The 21,601-nt window shown below is 34.0% G+C and carries 18 protein-coding genes and 1 pseudogene; 4 read left to right on the top strand and 15 right to left on the bottom strand.

From position 1 onward, the window contains the following. Window positions 1-8: 8 nt before the first annotated feature. The 8 genes from QLQ94_RS24055 to QLQ94_RS24020 form a co-directional block, all read right to left on the bottom strand. Complete coding sequence (locus QLQ94_RS24055; RefSeq protein ID WP_271334422.1) at window positions 9-968, bottom strand: transporter family protein; 960 nt, start codon at window positions 966-968, stop codon at window positions 9-11. A gap of 486 nt (window positions 969-1,454) precedes the next feature. Continuing rightward, window positions 1,455-2,495, bottom strand: a complete 1,041-nt coding sequence (locus tag QLQ94_RS24050; protein ID WP_482498741.1) for a cytochrome-c peroxidase — start codon at window positions 2,493-2,495, stop codon at window positions 1,455-1,457. Window positions 2,496-2,744: 249 nt separating this feature from the next. Beyond that, window positions 2,745-3,548 (bottom strand): MbnP family protein, encoded by an 804-nt coding sequence (locus tag QLQ94_RS24045; protein ID WP_427401676.1) that lies wholly within the window; start codon window positions 3,546-3,548, stop codon window positions 2,745-2,747. 117 nt (window positions 3,549-3,665) lie between these two features. Next, window positions 3,666-4,043, bottom strand: coding sequence for a hypothetical protein (locus QLQ94_RS24040; RefSeq protein WP_271334419.1), 378 nt, complete (start codon window positions 4,041-4,043; stop codon window positions 3,666-3,668). 252 nt (window positions 4,044-4,295) lie between these two features. Then, on the bottom strand, window positions 4,296-7,637 hold the full coding sequence (secA, locus tag QLQ94_RS24035) for a preprotein translocase subunit SecA (RefSeq protein WP_271334418.1): 3,342 nt from the start codon (window positions 7,635-7,637) through the stop codon (window positions 4,296-4,298). A gap of 87 nt (window positions 7,638-7,724) precedes the next feature. Then, window positions 7,725-7,946 (bottom strand): DUF2795 domain-containing protein, encoded by a 222-nt coding sequence (locus QLQ94_RS24030; protein WP_007138072.1) that lies wholly within the window; start codon window positions 7,944-7,946, stop codon window positions 7,725-7,727. Window positions 7,947-8,185: 239 nt separating this feature from the next. Next, window positions 8,186-8,755, bottom strand: a complete 570-nt coding sequence (locus QLQ94_RS24025; RefSeq protein WP_271334417.1) for a cob(I)yrinic acid a,c-diamide adenosyltransferase — start codon at window positions 8,753-8,755, stop codon at window positions 8,186-8,188. A gap of 81 nt (window positions 8,756-8,836) precedes the next feature. Then, the gene (locus QLQ94_RS24020) at window positions 8,837-9,523 is read right to left on the bottom strand and encodes an ABC transporter ATP-binding protein (RefSeq protein WP_271334416.1); all 687 of its coding nucleotides are present in this window, start codon (window positions 9,521-9,523) and stop codon (window positions 8,837-8,839) included. Between the two features lie 309 nt (window positions 9,524-9,832). Between QLQ94_RS24020 and QLQ94_RS24015 the strand changes: the two genes are divergently transcribed. After that, entirely contained in the window at window positions 9,833-10,492 is a 660-nt protein-coding gene (locus tag QLQ94_RS24015) for a DUF6565 domain-containing protein (RefSeq protein WP_271334415.1), read from the top strand. A 53-nt stretch (window positions 10,493-10,545) separates the two neighbouring features. Here the strand turns inward: QLQ94_RS24015 and QLQ94_RS24010 are convergent, their stop codons facing one another. Next, on the bottom strand, window positions 10,546-11,334 hold the full coding sequence (locus QLQ94_RS24010; RefSeq protein ID WP_271334414.1) for an O-methyltransferase: 789 nt from the start codon (window positions 11,332-11,334) through the stop codon (window positions 10,546-10,548). A gap of 183 nt (window positions 11,335-11,517) precedes the next feature. Between QLQ94_RS24010 and QLQ94_RS24005 the strand changes: the two genes are divergently transcribed. Further along, window positions 11,518-13,068, top strand: a complete 1,551-nt coding sequence (locus tag QLQ94_RS24005) for an SDR family NAD(P)-dependent oxidoreductase (protein WP_482500003.1) — start codon at window positions 11,518-11,520, stop codon at window positions 13,066-13,068. A 108-nt stretch (window positions 13,069-13,176) separates the two neighbouring features. On the opposite strand, the gene QLQ94_RS24000 is transcribed toward QLQ94_RS24005, so the two are convergent. From QLQ94_RS24000 to QLQ94_RS23985, 4 genes and pseudogenes are all read right to left on the bottom strand, one after another. Continuing rightward, window positions 13,177-13,644, bottom strand: a complete 468-nt coding sequence (locus QLQ94_RS24000) for an FKBP-type peptidyl-prolyl cis-trans isomerase (protein ID WP_271334413.1) — start codon at window positions 13,642-13,644, stop codon at window positions 13,177-13,179. Window positions 13,645-13,727: 83 nt separating this feature from the next. Then, window positions 13,728-14,096: pseudogene (locus tag QLQ94_RS23995) on the bottom strand (four helix bundle protein). A 104-nt stretch (window positions 14,097-14,200) separates the two neighbouring features. Then, the gene (locus QLQ94_RS23990; protein WP_271334412.1) at window positions 14,201-16,063 is read right to left on the bottom strand and encodes an ABC-F family ATP-binding cassette domain-containing protein; all 1,863 of its coding nucleotides are present in this window, start codon (window positions 16,061-16,063) and stop codon (window positions 14,201-14,203) included. A 90-nt stretch (window positions 16,064-16,153) separates the two neighbouring features. Then, window positions 16,154-17,119, bottom strand: a complete 966-nt coding sequence (locus QLQ94_RS23985; protein WP_482498739.1) for a T9SS C-terminal target domain-containing protein — start codon at window positions 17,117-17,119, stop codon at window positions 16,154-16,156. A gap of 227 nt (window positions 17,120-17,346) precedes the next feature. On the opposite strand from QLQ94_RS23985, the gene QLQ94_RS23980 reads away from it, so the two are divergent. After that, on the top strand, window positions 17,347-18,540 hold the full coding sequence (locus tag QLQ94_RS23980; RefSeq protein ID WP_271334410.1) for a DUF5009 domain-containing protein: 1,194 nt from the start codon (window positions 17,347-17,349) through the stop codon (window positions 18,538-18,540). 287 nt (window positions 18,541-18,827) lie between these two features. Here the strand turns inward: QLQ94_RS23980 and QLQ94_RS23975 are convergent, their stop codons facing one another. Both QLQ94_RS23975 and QLQ94_RS23970 read right to left on the bottom strand, forming a co-directional pair. Further along, entirely contained in the window at window positions 18,828-19,229 is a 402-nt protein-coding gene (locus QLQ94_RS23975; RefSeq protein ID WP_482498738.1) for a hypothetical protein, read from the bottom strand. 5 nt (window positions 19,230-19,234) lie between these two features. Continuing rightward, window positions 19,235-19,825 (bottom strand): hypothetical protein, encoded by a 591-nt coding sequence (locus tag QLQ94_RS23970; RefSeq protein WP_271334408.1) that lies wholly within the window; start codon window positions 19,823-19,825, stop codon window positions 19,235-19,237. A 141-nt stretch (window positions 19,826-19,966) separates the two neighbouring features. On the opposite strand from QLQ94_RS23970, the gene QLQ94_RS23965 reads away from it, so the two are divergent. After that, entirely contained in the window at window positions 19,967-20,998 is a 1,032-nt protein-coding gene (locus QLQ94_RS23965; protein ID WP_482498736.1) for a hypothetical protein, read from the top strand. Window positions 20,999-21,601 lie beyond the last annotated feature (603 nt).

Raw genomic sequence — 21,601 nt, 5'->3', positions numbered from 1 at the left:
TTTAAAAATTACAGTGTGTAATTTAAGTTTACGCTCCATCTGTAATTTGCTTCCATATTGCCGCTTGATAAGTTTTGATTGATTGGCAACATCACGTTTAATCCAACCGAAAATTTATCTTTCCCGGCTTCTATACCAAATTTGCTAAACAAAATATCGCCTGCCGTATTAGGTAAATCTAAACCGTATTGCTTGTTGGTTTGGTAAACTTCGCCCGCCAATCCGGCTTGCGGAACAATCTGAACTGATTTTAAATCGAACAAATAAAAGAACGTTCCCGCATAATTAAACTGATCTCCGTATTGGTAATTTTTGCTGTTTTCAGTCTTGAAAATATAATTCAATGTTGTGTTCAACCCCAAGTTTTTATGTTTGATTACATATTCAGAAATCACAGGAAAATCCCAACTTCCGGTTCCTAGTTGAAAACTCTGGTTCACGCTTCCTAAATTATTAGCTTCTTTAAATTTTCCCGTCGGGAGTTTTATACCCCCGCCAAGATTTATTTTATGCGTAAAAAACGTACTGTCTTTTTTTGTTTCAAAAACAGTGTACAAAGCCATTACAGTAATATCTCCCAAACCTTCGATGTTTTCAGTTCCGGCTGTCAATGCTCTTTCGTTAAAATGATAGGGAACCAATGCCGAAATCTGAATTTTCTCTGTAACAGGAATTCGCGCCCAAGCCTGAATCGTATTAAAATTTTCATCAATCCAGGGCGAATTGGCAAAGATTCCGTCACGGCTCGTATAACTTTGTTTCATATATCTTAACCCTACAAAATTGTTATTCAGCATTGAGCCAAAACCCATGCTTCCGCCACTTGCTGAACATCCGCAAGCATCACAATCAAAATCTTCCATCATCGCTAAACGTTGAAAGGTGAAGACCGAAATACTATCTTTTGCGGTAAAACTAAAGGCCGAAAACCCAGCCAAAAGCGCAATCATTACTATTATTTTTTTCATTTTAATTATTTTTAGGAGCTGATCCCGCTTTCCGTTTCAAGCTTTTTTCAAAATCCCATTTTTCTATAAGTTGACAAAGCTTCCGTTGGTTGCTTTATAAACTCAGGAAAAATAAGGTCTTTTTTCAAAAAGGCTTTCCACTTCAATCGGGGCTAGGACTCCGGTTTTTATTATATTTTTATTTTTTGCTACTCTTGATAACTATCGTGAATAGCAAAAGTGTTTACACAATCTTGTCATTTCGACGAAGGAGAAATCACACTAGAAACTCCGTAAAGAAAAGGGCCAATCTTTGTTTGATCAACGTGTGTGATTTGCTTCGCCTGTTCGCTATCGATCGGATCTCGTTCCTCGAAATGATGACAAACTTCGGCGATATTTTTTGCCACAGATTACACGGATTAAAATGATTTTTTTTAAATATGATTCTCAATTGCTTTTAATCTGCGTTAATCAGTAATCCGTAAAACCCGTGGGCTAATTTTCTTAAAATTCCGAGAAACGTTTATCAGTCAAATATTGATTATCAGTCAATGTTTTCAGGAAAGTTATAATTTGTTTTTTGTCTGTGTCAGAAAGTGCAATCCCAAACTTTCCGTTTTGTTTTAATACCGGATCCAGAGTTGCAGAGTTTTCTATACCGCTTGCATAATGATCGAGAACGCCTTCTAGAGTGCCAAATCTTCCGTCGTGCATATAAGGTCCTGAAACTTCTACATTTCGTAAACTTGGTACTTTGAATTTGTAATAATCTGTCGCCAATTCGGTTAGTTTATAACGCCCAACATCATTTACCATTGGGTTTACAGCTAAGCCATTGTTGCGAAATGAATTATCAGTTTGTAAATCTGTCGCGTGACAAGAAGCACATTTTGATTTAAACAAATCGTAACCAGCCAATTCATCGTTTGTCAAAGTTCCTCCGGATTCATTTCGCCTGTATTTATCGAATCGTGAATTAGATGAAGTAACCATAACCATAAATTGCGAAAGAGCTTTTAACATATTTTCGGTCGTAATCGCGCCGTCATCAAAAGCAAGTCCAAATAGCTTTTGATACTCTTTGTCAGCTTTCATCATTTTTAAGATGTCGTTCAGGTTTCCATTCATCTCTATAATACTCGTAATTGGAATTATAGGCTGTAAGTCAAGATGGTCTGCAGATCCGTCGTACATAAATGTAGTTTGGTAAGCGAGATTCTGAATCGATGGTGTGTTTCGGGTGCCTTGCGCATTGTCTACACCATGACTTACTGTATGTCCGTGATGTGTAAACGCATTGGCTTGTATGTGACAAAAGCCACAAGAAACAATTCCGTCAGACGCTAAACGTCCGTCGTAGAACAGTTTTTTACCCAGTTCAAATCCTTTTTCTGTTGGCGGATTCAGTGATATATTGTACGCTAAAGCAGGAAAGTTTGAAGGAACAGTAAATTCCAGAGGAATATTTACATATTGGTCATCCTGATTAGAGCAACTCCATAACAACGGAATCATCAGCCATAGAAAATATTTTATTTTCAGCATGATTTTAAGTTTAATAAAAAGCAAGACAACATATTTTTTTGCCAATAATTGCACGAATTTGCACAAATTACAATGACATTAAAATTTCTTTGTGATTGCTCTTTGATTTATTAGAAGTACAAAAAATTCTGGTTTAGCCCCGATTGCAGTAGAAATCCTTTTTGTCCGCCGCGGCGGATAAAAAGATTGAAACGGAAAGCGGGACTTTATTTCTGGTAAACCAAAATTTTTGTGCTCCTTAAAATAAAATTAGTCGTTATGTACGTGGTCAACTTTAAACATAGCCGATATGTTCTGAGTAATAAGCGGTAAGTTCGCGCCGCCCATAATCATTGCGCCCATTCCGCCTGCATTATTGTCAGACAGTTTGATTTTGTTGGTTCCGTCAATGATTTTTGACAAATCGATTTTAAAATGAACTGTTGGTGTAATAGTAGTACGAACCAATGCTTTTGTTGGCAAATCAAGTGTAACCTCAGTATAATTATAATCAGTTCCTGTTTTGCCCGTATGAATCATAAAAGGTGTTGGTGTAGTAACAGTAGGCGATGTAAAAGTACCTTCGAAAGCCAGGAATTTATAACCCGCAGCCCAAGACCATAACATTCCAGCTTTGTCAGCCTGCGCAAGAAAATCGCCTTGTCCGGTAGCGCCTAATTTCCATTGATCTTCATCGACTCCAATCCCGAACTTTACTTTTACGTAATCTCCGGCAGGAATATCAGTAAGCTTAAATTCGTGTCCGTCTGCAGCACCTTCGTCAGCAATAAAATAGCTTTTGCTTTTTGGGTAAGTTACCGTAGTTCCGTCGGCTTTTGTTAAAACTACATTGCTAACAATATATTTGATCAGGCTAATTTTTAATACTTCATTGTTAGAAGTTGTATTGCCTTGGGTATTTAAAATCAAGTCGTTTGTACCAAAACCATTGTCATATTCTAAGATTAAGCTTCCGCTTCCTGAAGTATCGTTTTTATTATCGTCGCTTGAACATGAAATTAGTGATATAGAAATTGCTACAATAGCAAGGGCTTTGTATAAAGTGTTTTTCATTTTATGAATTTTATATAATTGTAATTTTAAATTTTGGGTGTGCGTAAGCACGATTCCATTGTTTTTGAAACAACGAAATAATCATCTCAATAAAGAATTGAAATGCGATTTAAAAAATTATATAAAATAGGATGGAGGGCGAAAAGTAGCAATTGAAACCGAAATTGGTTTTTGGTCTAAAGAAGCAAAAAGATTTTCTTTAGTAGTTATAGGAGCTACTAATTTGAATGGTGTTGTAATTGTATTTTGAATGTAAACAATCTCTACTTTCTCTTTCAGGTTGTTTTGCATTTTCTTTTCATTGTCGGCGTATTTTTTTAAACTCTTTTGAAGTTCACATCGGCCGTTACAAGAATTAAAAAGCATTTTGCGTTGTACACAAATCGTTTTCGAAATTTCGTCCTGATTTAATTTGAATGAGGTATAAACAAAGAAACTGCCAAATGATGGCACTAAAAGCATAAAAGAAAGTACTATGATAATAAACTTCTTCAAGAGTTGATTTCGTTGTTTCGACAGCAAAAATACATCTTATTCGTTTATATCGAATGATTTTTGAGCTTTTTATAAAAAAAGTTTTAGTCTCAGTTTATAGTCCCAGTAGCAGTTTGCAGTATTCAGTTTCAGTCCCAGTCTCAATATGTAAACTATTTAAAAAGACAACCCCGTCAGGTTTTAAAACTGACGGGGTTGAACTATATAAGAATATCAGTCTGTAAACTTCGACTGTAAACTGTAAACTGAGGCTTACTTAACAAGAACCCAAGCGCCAGAAGCGATTAAAGTTTCTGCTTTTTTGAATTTCATTGTTTCTGTTTTACCAGTTGCAACTTCCTGAACTGTTACGGTATCATTACGGTTGATTTTTGGATTGTCTCTCACAATGGTTTCTGTAACCTGACGTTGTTGTGTTTCTCCAGCTTCGCGGTTGATGTCTTCGCTGTTTACAATTTCGTCTTTGCTTAATTTGAAGTTTTCTTTTTGGCGAACTTCTTTTGCTTCGTGAATTTCAGGAACGTTTTGAGCCGGTAAATCACCTTTGAATAAGAATGAAATAACTTCTTTGTTTACGTTGTCCAACATTCCTCTAAACAAATTAAAAGCTTCTAATTTGTAAATAAGCAATGGATCTTTTTGTTCGTGAACGGCTAACTGAACAGATTGTTTCAATTCGTCCATTTTACGTAAGTGTTTTTTCCAGGCTTCATCAACAATAGATAAAGTGATGTTTTTTTCGAAATCAGCAATTAGCTGAGTACCTTGACTATCATATGCTTTTTTCAAATCTGTAACAACATTCAAAGTTTTGATTCCGTCAGTAAACGGAACTACGATACGCTCAAACTGATTGTTTGGCTCTTCGTAAACTCCTTTTATGATTGGGAAAGCTTCTCTTGCACTTCTTTCTGTTTTTTCAGTATAGAATGCTAAAGTCTCTTTGTATATTTTTCCTGTGATTTCGATATCAGTTAATCTTGCAAAATCACCTTCAGAAATAGGAGAAGTGATAGAGAAATAACGGATCAAATCAAATTCGAAATTTTTGAAATCGTTTGTAGGCTTAGTTTGGCTTACGATTAATTCGCAAGTATCATAAAGCATATTCGCGATATCCAGTTTCAAACGCTCGCCAAATAAAGCATGACGACGACGTTTGTATACTACTTCACGTTGAGAGTTCATTACGTCATCATATTCTAATAAACGTTTACGAACACCAAAGTTATTTTCTTCTACTTTTTTCTGAGCACGTTCGATAGATTTAGTCATCATAGAATGCTGAATAACTTCACCTTCCTGAAGTCCCATTCTGTCCATTACTTTAGCAACTCTTTCAGAACCAAATAAACGCATTAGGTTATCTTCAAGAGAAACATAGAACTGCGAACTTCCCGGATCTCCCTGACGTCCTGCACGACCACGTAACTGTCTGTCAACACGACGTGAATCATGACGTTCTGTACCAATAATTGCTAAGCCTCCGGCAGCTTTTACTTCTGGGGTCAATTTAATATCCGTACCACGACCAGCCATATTTGTTGCAATAGTTACAACTCCGGCTTTACCTGCTTCTTCAACAATTTGAGCTTCTTGTTTGTGCATTTTTGCATTCAAAACGTTATGGTTAACGCCTCTCATTTTTAACATTCGGCTTAATAATTCTGAAATCTCTACAGAAGTTGTTCCAATTAAAACTGGTCTTCCTGCATTTGATAATTCAGTTACATCATCAATTACAGCGTTGAATTTTTCACGTGTAGTTTTATAGATATAATCTTCTTTGTCTATTCTTGACATCGGACGGTTGGTTGGAATTTCAACAACGTCTAATTTATAAATCTGCCATAACTCGCCAGCTTCTGTGACCGCTGTACCTGTCATACCACCTAATTTGCTGTACATTCTAAAGTAATTCTGTAATGTAACAGTTGCAAAAGTTTGTGTAGCAGCTTCGATTTTTACATTTTCTTTAGCTTCGATCGCCTGGTGTAAACCGTCAGAATAACGACGACCATCCATGATACGACCAGTTTGCTCATCGACAATCATAATCTTGTTGTCCATGATTACGTATTCTACATCTTTTTCAAAAAGAGCATACGCTTTCAAAAGTTGAGTAAGAGTATGGATACGCTCGCTTTTTACCCCAAAATCCTGGAATAATCTTTCTTTAGCTTCCGCTTCACCATCTTTATCGAGTTTTTGTTTTTCGATTGCTGCAATTTCAGTTCCAATATCCGGAAGTACGAAAAAGTCAGGATCAGTATCGCCTGAAAGGTATTGGATACCATTATCAGTCAATTCAACTTGATTGTTTTTTTCTTCAATTACAAAATACAAAGCTTCATCCACTTTATGCATTTCGCGATTGTTATCCTGCATATATTGATTTTCGGTTTTTTGAAGTAATTGTTTGATTCCTTCTTCACTCAAAAATTTAATTAATGCTTTATTTTTAGGTAAACTTCTGTAAGCTCTCAATAATAAGAAACCACCTTCTTTAGTGTTTCCTTCTTTGATTAGTTTTTTAGCTTCAGCTAAGAAACCATTTGCCAACTGACGTTGAAGACTTACTAAGTTTTCGATTTTTGGTTTTAACTCATTAAATTCATGACGATCTCCCTGAGGAACCGGTCCTGAAATAATAAGTGGTGTTCTTGCATCATCAATTAATACAGAATCGACCTCATCGACAATAGCGTAGTTGTGTTTTCTTTGTACTAAATCTGCTGGCGAATGTGCCATGTTATCTCTTAAGTAGTCAAAACCAAATTCGTTATTGGTTCCGTAAGTGATATCAGCGTCGTATGCTTTTTTTCTTTGTTCTGTACTTGGCTGGTGATTATCGATACAATCAACAGTTAAACCGTGAAATTCGAATAAAGGCGCTTTCCATGTACTATCACGTTTTGCAAGGTAATCATTCACGGTTACTAAGTGAACTCCGTTTCCTGTCAAGGCGTTTAAGTAAAGTGGCAATGTAGCAACCAAAGTTTTACCCTCACCTGTTTGCATCTCTGCAACTTTACCTTCGTGCAAAACCATACCACCAATTAACTGAACATCGTAGTGAATCATGTCCCAGGTAATTTCTTTACCGGCAGCATTCCATTTGTTTGCCCAAACGGCTTTATCACCATCAATAGTGATATATGTTTTAGTTGCTGAAAATTCTCTGTCTTTTGGACTTGCAGTTACTTCGATAAAAGAATTATCTTTAAAACGACGCGCTGTTTCTTTAACAACAGAAAAAGCTTCAGGAAGAATTTCCAATAAAGTTTTCTCAGAGATTTCATAAGCCTCTTTTTCAAGAGTATCTATAGCATCATAAAGATCTTCTCTTTTGTCAATGTCTTCAATGTTTTCTACCTCTGCTTTTAGCGAAGCAATTTTAGCATCTTTATCAGCTCTGGCTTCTTTTATTTTTTCTTTAAAATATGCGGTTCTGGCTCTCAATTCGTCGTGAGACAAACTCATTAAGCTGGTTTCGAATGTTTTAATTTTAGTTAAATAGGGCTGTAAAGCTTTGACATCTTTCTGTGATTTATCACCTACAAAGACTTTAATAATACTGTTTATGAAACTCATGATTTATTGTATTTCTATTTTATGTAAATGTGTATTTGAACCAAAAAAAAAGCCTCGGTGATGAGACTTTTTCCTTTGGTTTATTTTTTAATATTCATCCTCATTCCAAAGATAATCTTCGTCTGTTGGATAATCAGGCCAAATTTCTTCCATTGATTCATATATCTCTCCTTCGTCTTCAATCGACTGAAGGTTTTCTACTACTTCTAATGGAGCACCAGCTCTAATAGCGTAGTCAATAAGTTCGTCTTTGTTAGCAGGCCATGGGGCATCACTTAAATAAGATGCTAATTCTAATGTCCAATACATCTGTTATCTGTTTAGTTTGTGCAAAAATAAATTTTTTACTGAAAAAGACAAGTAAATTTTGATTTATTTTAATAAAATTTAAGAACGTCTCCTTAAAATTCCAATAAATAAATTCAAAATTCCAAAAAAGGAACCTAAAATTGCCAATATTTGGAATTTTGTATATTATTTAAATTCGCAGAATTTTTAAATTATTTCTTTGGAATTTGGGATTTATAAAAATTGGAATTAAAGAAAATTTACTTTCTTGGAATCCATTTCACTTCTTCCGCTTTTAAGTCTGACGACAACTTCCGTGCCAAGACAAAAAGATAGTCAGAAAGTCGGTTTAAGTACATGATTGCGATTTCAGGTACGTGCTCATTGTGGCTTAAATGTACTGCCAAACGCTCTGCACGACGGCAAATACAACGTGCAATATGACAATGTGACACAGTTGGATGGCCTCCAGGTAAAACAAAATGGGTCATTTGCGGAAGACTTTCTTCCATTTTATCTATTTCATTCTCTAGTAATTCAATGTCAGTATCTATAATTCCGAGATTTTTCAATCGAAGTTCGCCATTTTTTAATACTTCTTTTTCTGCCGGAGTAGCAAGAATAGCACCAACCGTAAAAAGACGATCTTGAATTTCTATTAAAATAGTTTTGTAATGTGCATCAATTTCCTGATCGCGAATGAGTCCTATATAAGAGTTCAATTCATCAACAGTTCCGTAACTGTCAATCCTGATATGATCTTTAGGAACGCGCGTTCCTCCAAAAAGGGCTGTGGTTCCCTTATCTCCGGTTTTTGTATAAACTTTCATTTTTTTTTAAGTTGCTAAGGTTCCGAGTTGCTAAGTGACTAAGTTTTTCCTTTTGTTCAGTTTAACAAATAAACAATAAAACTATTTGGTCGTGTCGCTTTCAATTATTCCATCGCGCAAACGAATAATGCGATGTGCATAAGCTGCAATATCTTCTTCGTGTGTTACCAGAATCACAGTATTTCCTTGTGCGTGAATATCGCCAAAGAGTTTCATGATTTCTACAGAGGTTTTACTGTCTAAGTTTCCTGTTGGCTCGTCGGCTAATATAATCGATGGTTTGTTGACCAGGGCGCGTGCAATAGCAACACGCTGGCGCTGACCTCCTGAAAGCTGATTGGGCTGATGATCCATTCTATCAGCAAGATTTACTTGTTTGAGCACTTCGCTTGCACGCGCATTACGTTCAGATTTCGAATATCCCGCATAAATCATGGGTAATGCGACATTGTCTAAAGCGGTAGTTCTGGGTAAAAGATTGAAGGTCTGAAATACAAAACCGATTTCTTTGTTTCGAATTTCCGCCAATTCATCGTCTTTCATTTTGCTGACATCTTTTCCGTTTAAAACATAATGTCCGGAAGTTGGCGTATCTAAACAACCTAACAAATTCATTAAAGTCGATTTTCCTGATCCTGACGGTCCCATTAAAGCCACGTATTCTCCTTTGTTTATTTCTAAATCTATGCCTTTTAAAACATAAACAATTTCGTTACCTAATACAAAATCTCGTTTGATGTTGGTTATTTTAATTAATGGATTTGCCATTTCGATTTACAATTTTGGATTTAAAAGTACAAAACACTTTTCAATAAACGATAAGTAGCGTGAAATTGATTTTTGTTACAAAAATTGTTGATTTGAACTTGTCCTTTTATCGGAATTATTGTTTTTACATTAATTATAAAATAATGACTGAATAAGTTGTTATATGATTTTTGAATATAATTACATAATTGTCATATTTTCTATTTTTAACTGAATTATTTTTAATGAAATTATTAATTTATTATGTATTATTTATTTTTATTTAAAATTTTAACTATATTTGTTGTCTAATCTTTAATAATCAGAATTATGAAAAACATACAATTGTTATCAGGAATTGCATTAGTTGCATTAAGCTTTACATCGTGTAAAGATGAGAAACAAGAAAAAGCTCAAAAAACAATCGACTCTTATGTAGCCTACGTAGACTCGGTTAAGAATGTTAAAGCAGACGATTTGAAAGCAGATTGGAAAGATGTAGAAGCAGAGTATGACAGAAGAGCTGCAGAAGCTCAAACAGCACTTGCAGATATTAAAGACAACTCAGCTGCTACAGAAAAAATAAATGCGAGTAAAGTCAAATACGAAGAATTTAAAAATGAAATGACCACCGTTTTTGCCCCTCCCGCTCCAAGCCCACAACAACAATTAAGAAATTCCTTATTTGGTGAAGGAAAAATTGGCGAGGATATGAATTTTGATTGGGTAAACGCTAAAAATATTCACAGTGTATACCAACAATTTGTTCATACCGTAGAGAATAATAAAGATAAATATTCCCGTGAAGACTGGGATAAAATTAAAATCATGTATGAAGCTCTTGATAGCCGAAAAAACACGGTTGAAAAAGAAGGTCTTACCTCTGAAGACAATAGAAAAATTGCAGGTTTAAAAGTAAAATTTGCTCCAATGTATACTCTTAACAGAATGGGAGCGAAATCAGAAGAGAATAAAGCTGCTAAAAAATAATTGAGTAAATTGAATTAGTATTAAAAAGGCAATCAGCGATGGTTGTCTTTTTTTTATGCCCTGATTACAAAGTGTTCTTTTTCCTGCTCGTATCTAAAAAATACAAATCCCCATTGAAACGTATCAATAGTTACGGTAACTTTTGGATGGTTTTTTATGAGCTCCCAGGCATCTTCCATTTCTGGTGACCAATGAATATCATTAAAAATCCAAACGGAATCATTCGTAATCGTTGTTAGCAAGAGATCAAAATAAGCCAAAGTGGCTTTTTTAGAATGATTACCGTCGAAGTATATTAGATCAAAGTTTTCAGTGTCAGTATTCAGTCTCAGTTTGATTTCCTGAAAATATTTTTCGAATTCAGTTATTACCGGATTAACATTGTTACAATTAAAATTTTCTAATTGAGTTTTAGCGACATTCGCAGTTTCCGGGCAGCCTTCGAGTGTAATAACTTTTGCATTGGTATTACCTAGAGCCAGGGCAGACGTAGCCAAACCTAAAGAGGTTCCGATTTCGAGAATATTTTTAGGCTGAAAATAATTAGTCACCCTAAAAAGTAATTCGGCATGTTTTGGTGAAATTCCTGCTGTTTTAGCTATTTTAGAAATTTGTCTTCTATTCGATTTAAAAACTTTTGATCCGCCAAAATCAGATACTTCGATGAAATTTTGATTTTCTACGAGGGATTTTCTATAATTTTTTAAGATCAAATATTCTGGTTTTGTTTTTTTGTCATAAAAACACTTCGTCAATAAGTTAAACACAAAAGGCGAATGTACACCGTGTTCATTTTTGGAGTTCCAAAGGAATTTTAAATATGATTTTATTTGAAATAGCATAGTAAAATTTACAAGTAGGCGCGAAGATACAAAAAAGGAGAAAGTCAAAAGTCAGAAAGTCAAAGGTCAAAAGTTTTAGAGATACTAGTATTGCTTTCTCACTTTTGACTTTACAACTTTAGACTTTTAAAAGACTATATTTGCAGACTTTAAATTTAAGCTAATAGTAATACGTTTTTTATGATGTTGAAGGAAGAAATAGAAGGTACAAGTAAGATATCTTCTGAAGAAATTAATCGATGCATTGCTATTTTAGCACAATTGAATACAAATACAGATCTTATATTTGATATTCCGAAAGAACAACGAATCTCCTTAATTAAAGAAGCAGGACTGTTTTCCAGACCTGACAGGGATGAGTTTTCCAGAAGGGTAAAAGATGGTGTACAAGCTGCCAAGCGTAAAAAAGAAAAGAAAGACAAAACGGCGCGTAAAGAAACCGGAATTCGTCATGCGCGTGAGGCCAGTGTATTTGTTGCTCCTAAGTTATTAGCGTATAATGATCTTGCTCATAAAGAGCAATTAGAACTTGAGACGCCAAGAAATTGTTATGTGTGTAAAACAGAGTTTACTAAAATGCATCACTTTTATGATACAATGTGTACGGATTGTGGTGATTTTAATTACGCTAAACGCTTCCAGACGGCGGATGTAAAAGGCCAAGTTGCTATTATTACAGGTTCCCGTTTAAAGATTGGATATCATATTACTTTGATGTTATTGCGTGGCGGAGCAACTGTTATTGCTACGACTCGTTTTCCGGTAGATTCGGCTTTGCGATTTGCGAAAGAAGATGATTTTATGGAATGGGGACATCGCTTAAAAATTCATGGTTTAGATTTAAGACATATTCCGAGTGTGGAGATTTTTTGCAATTTTATTGAGCAAAAATACGAACGCCTTGATATTTTGATCAATAATGCGGCACAAACTGTTAGACGTCCTGCAGGATTTTATTCGCATTTGATGCAAAATGAAGAATTGCCAATCAGTGCATTGCCTAAGCAAGCGCAGGAATTATTATTGGATCATCTTAATTGTCTGGATGAATTAAAGATGCTGACAAGCGGAGCTTCATCTAATGAAAATATGCCGGTAACCTGGCATGGACCTGAACCCGGAATTGGTTTGCGTGCTTCGGCCCAATTATCTCAAATTCCGTATTCTTTTGATAATGCGTTGATCGCCAATGAAGTTTTTCCGGAAGGAGAACTTGATGCTGACTTGCAACAAGTCGATTTGCGAAAAACAAATAGCTGGCGTTTGCGTTTAGGACAAATAGAAACTACCGAAATGATCGAAGTGCAACTGGTAAATTCTGTTGCGCCTTTTGTCTTGTGTAACCGCCTTTCGGAAGTGATGAAAAAAGACAATACGGGACAAAAACATATTATTAATGTTTCGGCAATGGAAGGGAAGTTTCATCGTTTCTTTAAAGAAGATCGCCATCCACATACGAATATGGCAAAAGCGGCTTTGAATATGTTAACGCATACGTCATCCGGAACTTTAGCCAAACATGGTATTTTTATGAATGCCGTTGATACAGGCTGGGTAACAGATGAAGATCCCGCTGAACTGGCCAAAAAGAAACAGGAATTAGAAGATTTTCAACCGCCACTGGATATTGTTGATGGTGCTGCACGTGTTATGGATCCTTTGTTTGACGGAATCAATACGGGAAAACACTGGTGCGGAAAATTCTTAAAAGATTATAATCCAATTCCCTGGTAGAATTAGTTTTTAGTCGCTATCTCAGTTTTTCAGAATTTAATAAAATAAAAAAAAAGCACAACAGAATTAAATTTTGTTGTGCTTTTTTATTAAGATGCTTTTGTGTTTTTATTTGTTGACTTTAATTAAATTAATGTCAAAGATAAGTACTGAACCTCCTGGGATAGTGCCAGAACTAGAACTTCCGTAACCTAAATGAGAAGGTATTAGTAAAGCTCCTTTTCCTCCTTCTTTAAAATGAGGAATACCTTCTGTCCAACCTTTAATAACTTGATTTAGTCCAAAAGAAAGACCTTCTGGTTTACTTTGGTCAAATATTGTTCCATTAGTAAAGTATCCTCTGTAAGCTACAGTTACATTTGATGTTGCTGTAGGTTGAGCTCCCGTTCCAGGCTCGTTGATAATATAATACAAACCAGAATCTGTTCTTGTCGCTGTTAGTTTATTTTTAGCGATGTAATCAGTGATTTCTTTTTCATTCTCGACAGTGTAATCTGTTTTTTTTGAATCTTTATCATTAGAAGAACAAGAAACAAATAAAGTCATTGCAAAAAATGCTGATAATAGGTATTTCATATGGTATTTATTTTTAAGGTGCTAATATAGTAAAATTTTAGTTTTTAGTCACAGTCTCAGTTTTTAGTCTTGTTCAGAGAATATTAGATCGTACATCCAAATTTACCAGGATTGTTAATCATGTAATTTATTAGTTTTCCAATCTCAATGTTTTTCGCATTTAGGATATCGAATTTTGCTTGATTAATATAGTCACATTTAAGTGAAAAATCTAACCAAACATTCGTTTCTGAGTTCTCAGCATCACTGTCAGTCAATTTGCTTATAAAGTGATTTGCATATCTTCTCTTTCGATAAGATTCTGCAATATTTGCTGAAACACATCTTGCAGATCATCTTATTTGATCAGTTAATGAATATTTTTCTTCGTTAGGGAATGCCTTTGAAAGTTCAAATATTTCCATTGCAATTTCAAAAGACTTTTTATAAGCTAATAATTCTTTAAAATCCATTGTTTAATTTTACAAGGATATTTAAAAAAAATAAGAAAAAACTTAATTTAAAAAGTATTTCGCAACCAAACTGAAAACTGCGACCGAGACTGAAAACTAAAAAACTACCCTTCAATCTTAGCCGAAAGCTCGAACCAGCGCTCCTCTTTCTGATCTATTTTATTGATGATGTTCTGCAATTCGTTTGCTTTTTTTTCGATATCAGCGTCGGGAACTTTTCCGTCAGAGAATAATTGTTCGATTTTGGTTTTGTCAATTTCGAGATCTTTAATTTCTCTTTCTAGTTTTTGATATTCTTTTTGCTCGTTAAAAGTTAGGTTTCCTGTTGGATTATTTTGTTTCCAATCTTTCTTCTCTGCTTTGTTTTCTTCTTTTTGAGCAACATCGCTACTATCTTCATAAGCTCTGAAATCAGAGTAGTTTCCTGGGAAATCTTCAATAACACCTTGTCCTCTAAAAATGAATAGGTGATCGACAATTTTATCCATAAAATATCTATCGTGAGAAACTACCAATAAACATCCCGGATAATCCAAAAGGAAACTCTCTAAAACGTTTAATGTCACGATATCCAAATCGTTTGTAGGCTCATCCAGAATCAGGAAGTTAGGATTTTGAATTAATACCGTACATAAATACAAACGTTTTAATTCTCCACCACTTAATCTGTCTACAAAATCATATTGTTTTTTGGCATCAAAAAGAAAACGCTCCAATAATTGTGAAGCCGAAATAATCTTTCCTTTCATCAACGGAATATATTCTCCGTATTCCTTAATAACATCGATAACACGTTGACCCGGTTTTGGATTGATTCCGCTTTGCGTATAATATCCAATCTTAATTGTTTCTCCAACAACGACTTTTCCGGAATCCAGAGGAAGTGTTCCTGTTAATAAATTCAGGAAAGTCGATTTTCCTGTACCATTTTTACCAATAATTCCGATACGTTCACCACGTTGGAAATCAAAACTGAAATTATCTAAAATAACGTGATCCTTGAATTTTTTAGAAATTTTGTGAAGCTCGATAATCTTGCTTCCCATACGTTCCATATTAATTTCAAGTTCTACTTTATTTTCACGACGGCGGCTTTGTGCCTTTTCTTTAATGTCATAAAAGTCATCCTGACGCGATTTAGATTTTGTCGTTCTCGCTTTTGGCTGGCGGCGCATCCATTCTAATTCTTTTACAAATAAGTTTTGCGCTTTATCGACGCTAGAATTTTCAGAAGCAATTCGTTCTTCTTTTTTCTCTAAGTAGTAAGAATAATTTCCTTTGTATTGGTATAATTTTCCGTTGTCTAATTCTATGATTTCGTTACAAACACGCTCTAAGAAGAAACGGTCGTGCGTTACCATAAACAACGTAATGTTTTCTTTTGCAAAATAGCTTTCCAGCCATTCGATCATTTCAAGATCAAGGTGATTGGTAGGCTCATCAAGGATTAATAAATCAGGACGATTGATCAGGATAATAGCTAATGATAAACGTTTTTTCTGACCACCGGAAAGACTTTTTACTTTTAGTTTAAAGTTTTCCAGTTTTAGTTTAAACAAAATTTGCTTGTATTGAGTCTCGAAATCCCATGCATTATGCTGGTCCATTCCGTCAAAAGCTTTTTGATACGCTTCTTCGTCTTCCGGATTTTCTAATGCTTTTTCATAAGCTTCAATAACTTTCAGGGTTTCATTATCAGATGCAAATATGCTTTCTTCAATAGTTAACTCTTCTTGTAAGTTATTGTTTTGTGAAAGAAAAGCCATTTTAATACCCTTTCTTAAAACTACCTGACCTGTATCCGGTTCTTCCAAACCATTGATAATACTCATAATAGTTGTTTTTCCAGAGCCATTTTTGGCAATGAAAGCAATTTTTTGATCCTTATTGATTCCAAAAGAGATGTTGTCAAATAAGGTTCTTTCGCCAAATGACTTGGATATATTTTCTACAGATAAGTAATTCACGTTGTAATTATGAGTTAAATTAGAAGTTATGAATGTTTTACAAAACACAACTTTTTTGCAAAAGTAAGCTATTATATTGCTATTTGCGAATTATTTATGGAGATAGGAATTTAAAACAGGACTTAAATCAATGCGATGAATTTGCTGCGGAACATTGATAACAGGTTTCCGAATCAACGATTCATTCGTTAAATAATAATGCAAACCATCCTGAGTAGCGATTCCTTCTATTTGAAGGATAGGAAATTTTAAGGTCATTCTTCGTTTGTTTCCGGATAAAAAATCGTTGTTTTTGTAATCGTATAAAAGATATAAAAATGGTTTTCCTATTTTAGAATAACCACAAAGCACAATTAATTTTTTAGACTCAAGATAAGTCGCGCCCGTTACCAAACCTTTTGTGTCAAAAGTATCTTTGAGCTTTGCAATATGATCGCCGGCTGTATTGGGTAAAGTATAAATAGTCGTTCCAGAGTTCTTCCATTGTTTTGTAAACAAATAAATACTGTCTTTTGAAACAATAAAAGCTTCGCAATCAAAATTAGTAGAATTTGGTTTTTTAGGCGATAAATCAGTTTGGTCAGAAAAACGAAATGTAATAATCTCGATCTCTGGTTTATCTTCTAAAAATGATTTTTTATTAATTTTTAAAATTGACAAATCCGTTCTGTTTCCGGAATAATTATTTCCAAAATCCCCAATGTACAGATGGGTACTATCCTGAGAAATTTCTTCCCAGTCGTGATTGGTTGTTTTATCCAGAATAATCTTTTTTCGAATTTCCCCTAAAGAATCTAATCCGTAAATCGTTTTTTCATGATCGTCATTATGTGTCCATAATAAATCATGAAAAGCAATTAATCCAGAAGTTTCTTTGATTGAATCACTTAATTTAATGGAGTATTGAGGTTTTAATTTTAAATTTTTATAAACGCAGCTTCCGTCGTTTACAGTAGCATTTGGGTTATAATTTTTAGAAAGAGGATCTGTACATCCTGAAATTTGTGCGTAAGCAGAAAATGAGATGAGGAAAAAAAATAAAATTGTTTTAATCATGATCTGCAATATTAAATATAAAAAGAAGAAATCTATAGTATATTATTAAAGATAGAAAAAATGCTCTTTTTTAATGGTACTAAAGCGCTTTTAATTTTAATAAAGGTTTGATGTTGCAAAAGTATCGAAACAGAAGGAATTTGTTATTGTTGGTTTTTTATGTAACAAATGTAATTGAAGGTTTCGGAATTATGTTATATTTGAGATTGCTAAAAACCTACATTTTTATGAAAATTAAAGAAAATTTATACAATCAAAGGATTATTTCTATTGATGCTTTACGAGGAATTACCATTTTTATTATGATTTTTGTAAACGAATTGGCAAGTGTCAAAAATGTACCACAATGGATGAAACATATGCCGGCTGATGCTGATGCAATGACATTTGTAGATGTAGTTTTTCCAGCTTTTTTATTTATTGTGGGAATGTCAGTTCCTTTTGCATTTAATGCCCGTTTACTCAAAGGCGATAGTGCTAAAACAATCTGGACACACACTTTAAAAAGAGCTTTGGCATTAATTGTCATTGGTGTTTATATGGTCAATGCAGAATATGGATATGATGCGTCAAAAATGATCATCGAACCTGTGTTTTGGGGACTTTTAGCGTATGCGATGCCAATTCCGATTTGGAATAAATACCCAAAAGATTTTCCGGTTTGGTTAAAAAACACACTTCATTATGGCGGAATGCTGGTTTTAGTAGCGCTATATTTTTTATATGTTCAGGAGGAAACAGGCGAAATTGGGATCACGCCAAAATGGTGGGGAATTCTAGGGTTAATTGGTTGGGCGTATCTTTTTACAGTTGTATATTATTGGATTGTTTCGGGAAGATTATGGGCAATGATTGCTTTTTTAGTAGTTTGCGTGGCGGCAAATGCAATAAATTTAACCGAAGGATCTGCATTACATCAAATTCCCTGGTTTGGTTTTATAGCCGGACATTTAACCCACGCTGCAGTAGTTTCTGCCGGAGTGGTAATTTCGTTGTTATTTTTTGATCGAAAAGTAGCTGCCAAAATCAATTGGGCCGTAGTAGGTTTTGCGGTTTTGTTTTTTGTAACAGGATATTTATTAAGACCTTATTTTGGAATCTCAAAAATTAAAAGCACTCCATCCTGGACAATGTTTTCTGCAACAATCTGTACGGTTTTATTCTACTTTTTATATTGGCTGATGGAAATTAAAAAACAAACAAAATGGAGTAATTTCTTTATGCCTGCAGCCGCAAATCCGTTATTGATTTATATTTTGCCTGGTGTAATTTATTATTTCTGTAAAGCTTTTCAAATTCATATTATTCCGGGATATTTTAGAGAAGGAGTTCCGGGAATTATCTGGTCATTGGTGTTTTCGACCATTATGTTGTTTGTCATGAAATTATGCAACAAGTATAAGATTCAATTGCATTTGTAATAGTTGTTTAACCGCAAAGGTCGCAAAGATTTACGAAAAGTTCGCTAAGATTTAACTTTTGAAAGAATTCGAAGCTTATAAAGCGGTGCGAATTATTTTTATTATTGCATTAAGAAAATCTTTTAATCTGTGGCAAAAGAATTAACCGTAAAGCTTAATAAAATTTACGCAAAGTTCGCAAAGTTTTAAACATAAAGCTTTGCGAACTTTGCATTTTAATAAAGAATTAAATAAAAAAAAACTTGCGGACTTTGCGGTTAAAATCTCATTTCAACCTGAAAAAAAATTTAACGGATTCTCTTAAACGCAATTGGACCTGTTCTTTTTTTATTGTCGACGAAAGTTCCTTCAAGCGTGGTTCCGTCTTCAGATAATGTCAAAGTGTGTGTTCCTGCCGTTGCCCAGCCTTTAATTGGTAAAGTGACATCTACGGTGTAACCAACTGTGTTTCCAATTCGTTTTCCTGTACCACTTTCTACAAATTTTTTCCCTTTCCATTCCAGATAATGAGAGAAAATAACTTTTCCGTTTAGTTCTGAGATAATAACAACTGCATTCTGAACGTCAGGATTAATATCTTCCCAAACGCCATTAATATCTATTTTTGAGGTAATAGTTTTTTTTTGGCTATAGCCGAAATTGGAAAATAATACGGTAACAAAAAGTAAAATAAAAAGTTTTGTTTTCATGTTTTTTAATTTTGAACTATAACTGCTTTAATTTCTAAAAATGCTCCTGAAACCGGATTGTAATTCACAAAATTGAATTTACAAAGATTGTGAGGGTTTAAAAGTGTACCGTGAGATAATCCGTCTTGTTTAAAATCAGACCATGGAATTTTAACTGTTGTAAATTTTTTTGGTGAGGCTTCTAAATCAACTCTAGGATGTGAACCTCCATGAACGCAGCCTGTTCCTTCTTTATTGCCTTCGCGGGCTTGTAATTTTATTAAATGTGATGATTTATAGGTAATAGTCACAAATTTAGAATGGTCAGATAAATTAGTCGGAGCGCCATCATTCGAATCTGAATCTGTAATCAGGACATTCAATTCAATTTCTCCTGTAGGATTGTCTTTTGCAGTAACTTTAATGATCTCTTTTTCTTGCCGAATGCGATTAATTGTTTCCTGATTTTCTACAGAAGGTCCCGCAATATACCAAGTTGAGGTTTTTACTAAATTCCTGTCTGAATCTTTTTTTAAAGAAGTAAATCCAAACATGAAAAATCCCGTTATTAGAATTAAAAGCAACGAATTGAATTTACTTAATATTTTCTTTTTCATAGAAATGGTATCATTATTCAAAACCAAAAATATGCTTTTTTGCAATCTGTTATAGTTTTCTTTTTTATTATTTATAAAATTAGCTTCCGTTTTAAATTTAAGTTTAAATTTGTAAGAAGTTGTTGTTGAAAAGCTTACGAAATGAAAAAAGTAAAATCCGTAATTGTTTTGTTTTTCTTTTTCCTGTCACCATTTTGTTATTCGCAAAACGATTCAGTTGCAAATAATAAAAAGGATATTTTAGATGTTCTGTATAAACTTTTTCATAAAAATGATTCGCTTCGAATGAATCCCGATAAAAAAGTGGTTTTTTCTTTGCTTCCGGTTCCTATCGATGCGAATAAAAATGCCGGATTGGTAGTTTCATTTTTAACTACATTTTATCTTGGTGACAGTAATACTACCAAAATGTCCCAGATTTCTTTTTCGCCTTATTTTAGTTTTACCAAACAATATGTTTTTCCTGTTCAATCTTATATTTACACAAAAGACAATAATTGGAATTTTATTGGAGATTATCGGTATATGATTTATCCTCAGCCAACTTATGGATTAGGCGGACATAATACAGATAAGGAAATGTCGATTCTGGATTATCAGCAATGGCGGTTTTATCAATTTGCAACCCGAAAAATTATTGGCGATTTTAGATTGGGACTTGGTTTGTTGTTCGATAGTTATCAAAATATTTCTGAGCAATCTTATGTAGAGGATCAAACTGATTACTCAAAATATATGAATGGGGATTTCTCTGATGAAACTTCTTTTGGGGTTGCTATACAAGGATTATACGATTCGAGAAAAAACAACGTAAATCCTGAACAAGGCTTATATGTCGAAGCAGATTACAGAATTAATACAAGTGGAGTAAATGGTGAAAAATGGAAATCGATTTATTTTGATGCCCGAAAATATCATTCGTTTAATAAATACAAGCACAGGGTTCTAGCATACAGAGCTTTTTACTGGTCTACTTTTGGCGGAAAACCTCATTATCTCGATTTGCCAAGTATTGGTTGGGATCGCGACGGAAAAACAGGTCGGGGTTTTACCAGAAATAGATTCCGCAGCAATGCATTAATTTATTTTGAAACAGAATACAGGACAGATATTACTAAAAATGGTTTTTTAGGGCTGTGTTTTTTACCAATATTTCTTCGGTTTCTAAATTAGATACTTATGATTTTAAAAAATGGAATCCCGCTGTCGGAACCGGATTACGTATTAAATGGAACAAACAAAATAATAGTAATCTGGTCTTGGATTTTGGGGTTAGTAAAAACGATTGGTCATTGCGATTAGGTTTGGCTGAGAATTTTTAGCTCTGCAAAAAAAAAACAAAAACAAAAACAATTCCTTCATTTTACGGTAATTACGGGTAATTATAAAATTGCATTACTCAGAAAGCTTTGTATTTTTTATTCAAATCGGAAATTATTTTTTCTCTTTTATGAAAATGTTTCAGGTTAAAATAAAAGCAAAACCTTAAGCGGAAAGTATTGCTTTTTACGCTGCAAATAGAATTTTGTCTGAAAAATTGCCCTTTATTTCGAAAAATAAAGTGGTGTTTATGAATTTAAAAAAAGAAAAAATGGTAAATTCGTCCCTGATTTTTAAGGGCAAAAGGGTTGGGATTATTTTGGATAATCAGTATGTTTCATTCGAAAAATGTGTCAAAATCATAAAAACTCTTAAAGATAAGAACGTTACTTTTAAGATTTTCCCCAAAAACATAAATTTTATTATTGGAAGCAATTCACGAAATGATAGGGGGCA

It is taken from the genome of Flavobacterium sp. B114r, assembly GCF_056824125.1.
This window is presented reverse-complemented; position numbering and strand designations above follow the sequence as displayed.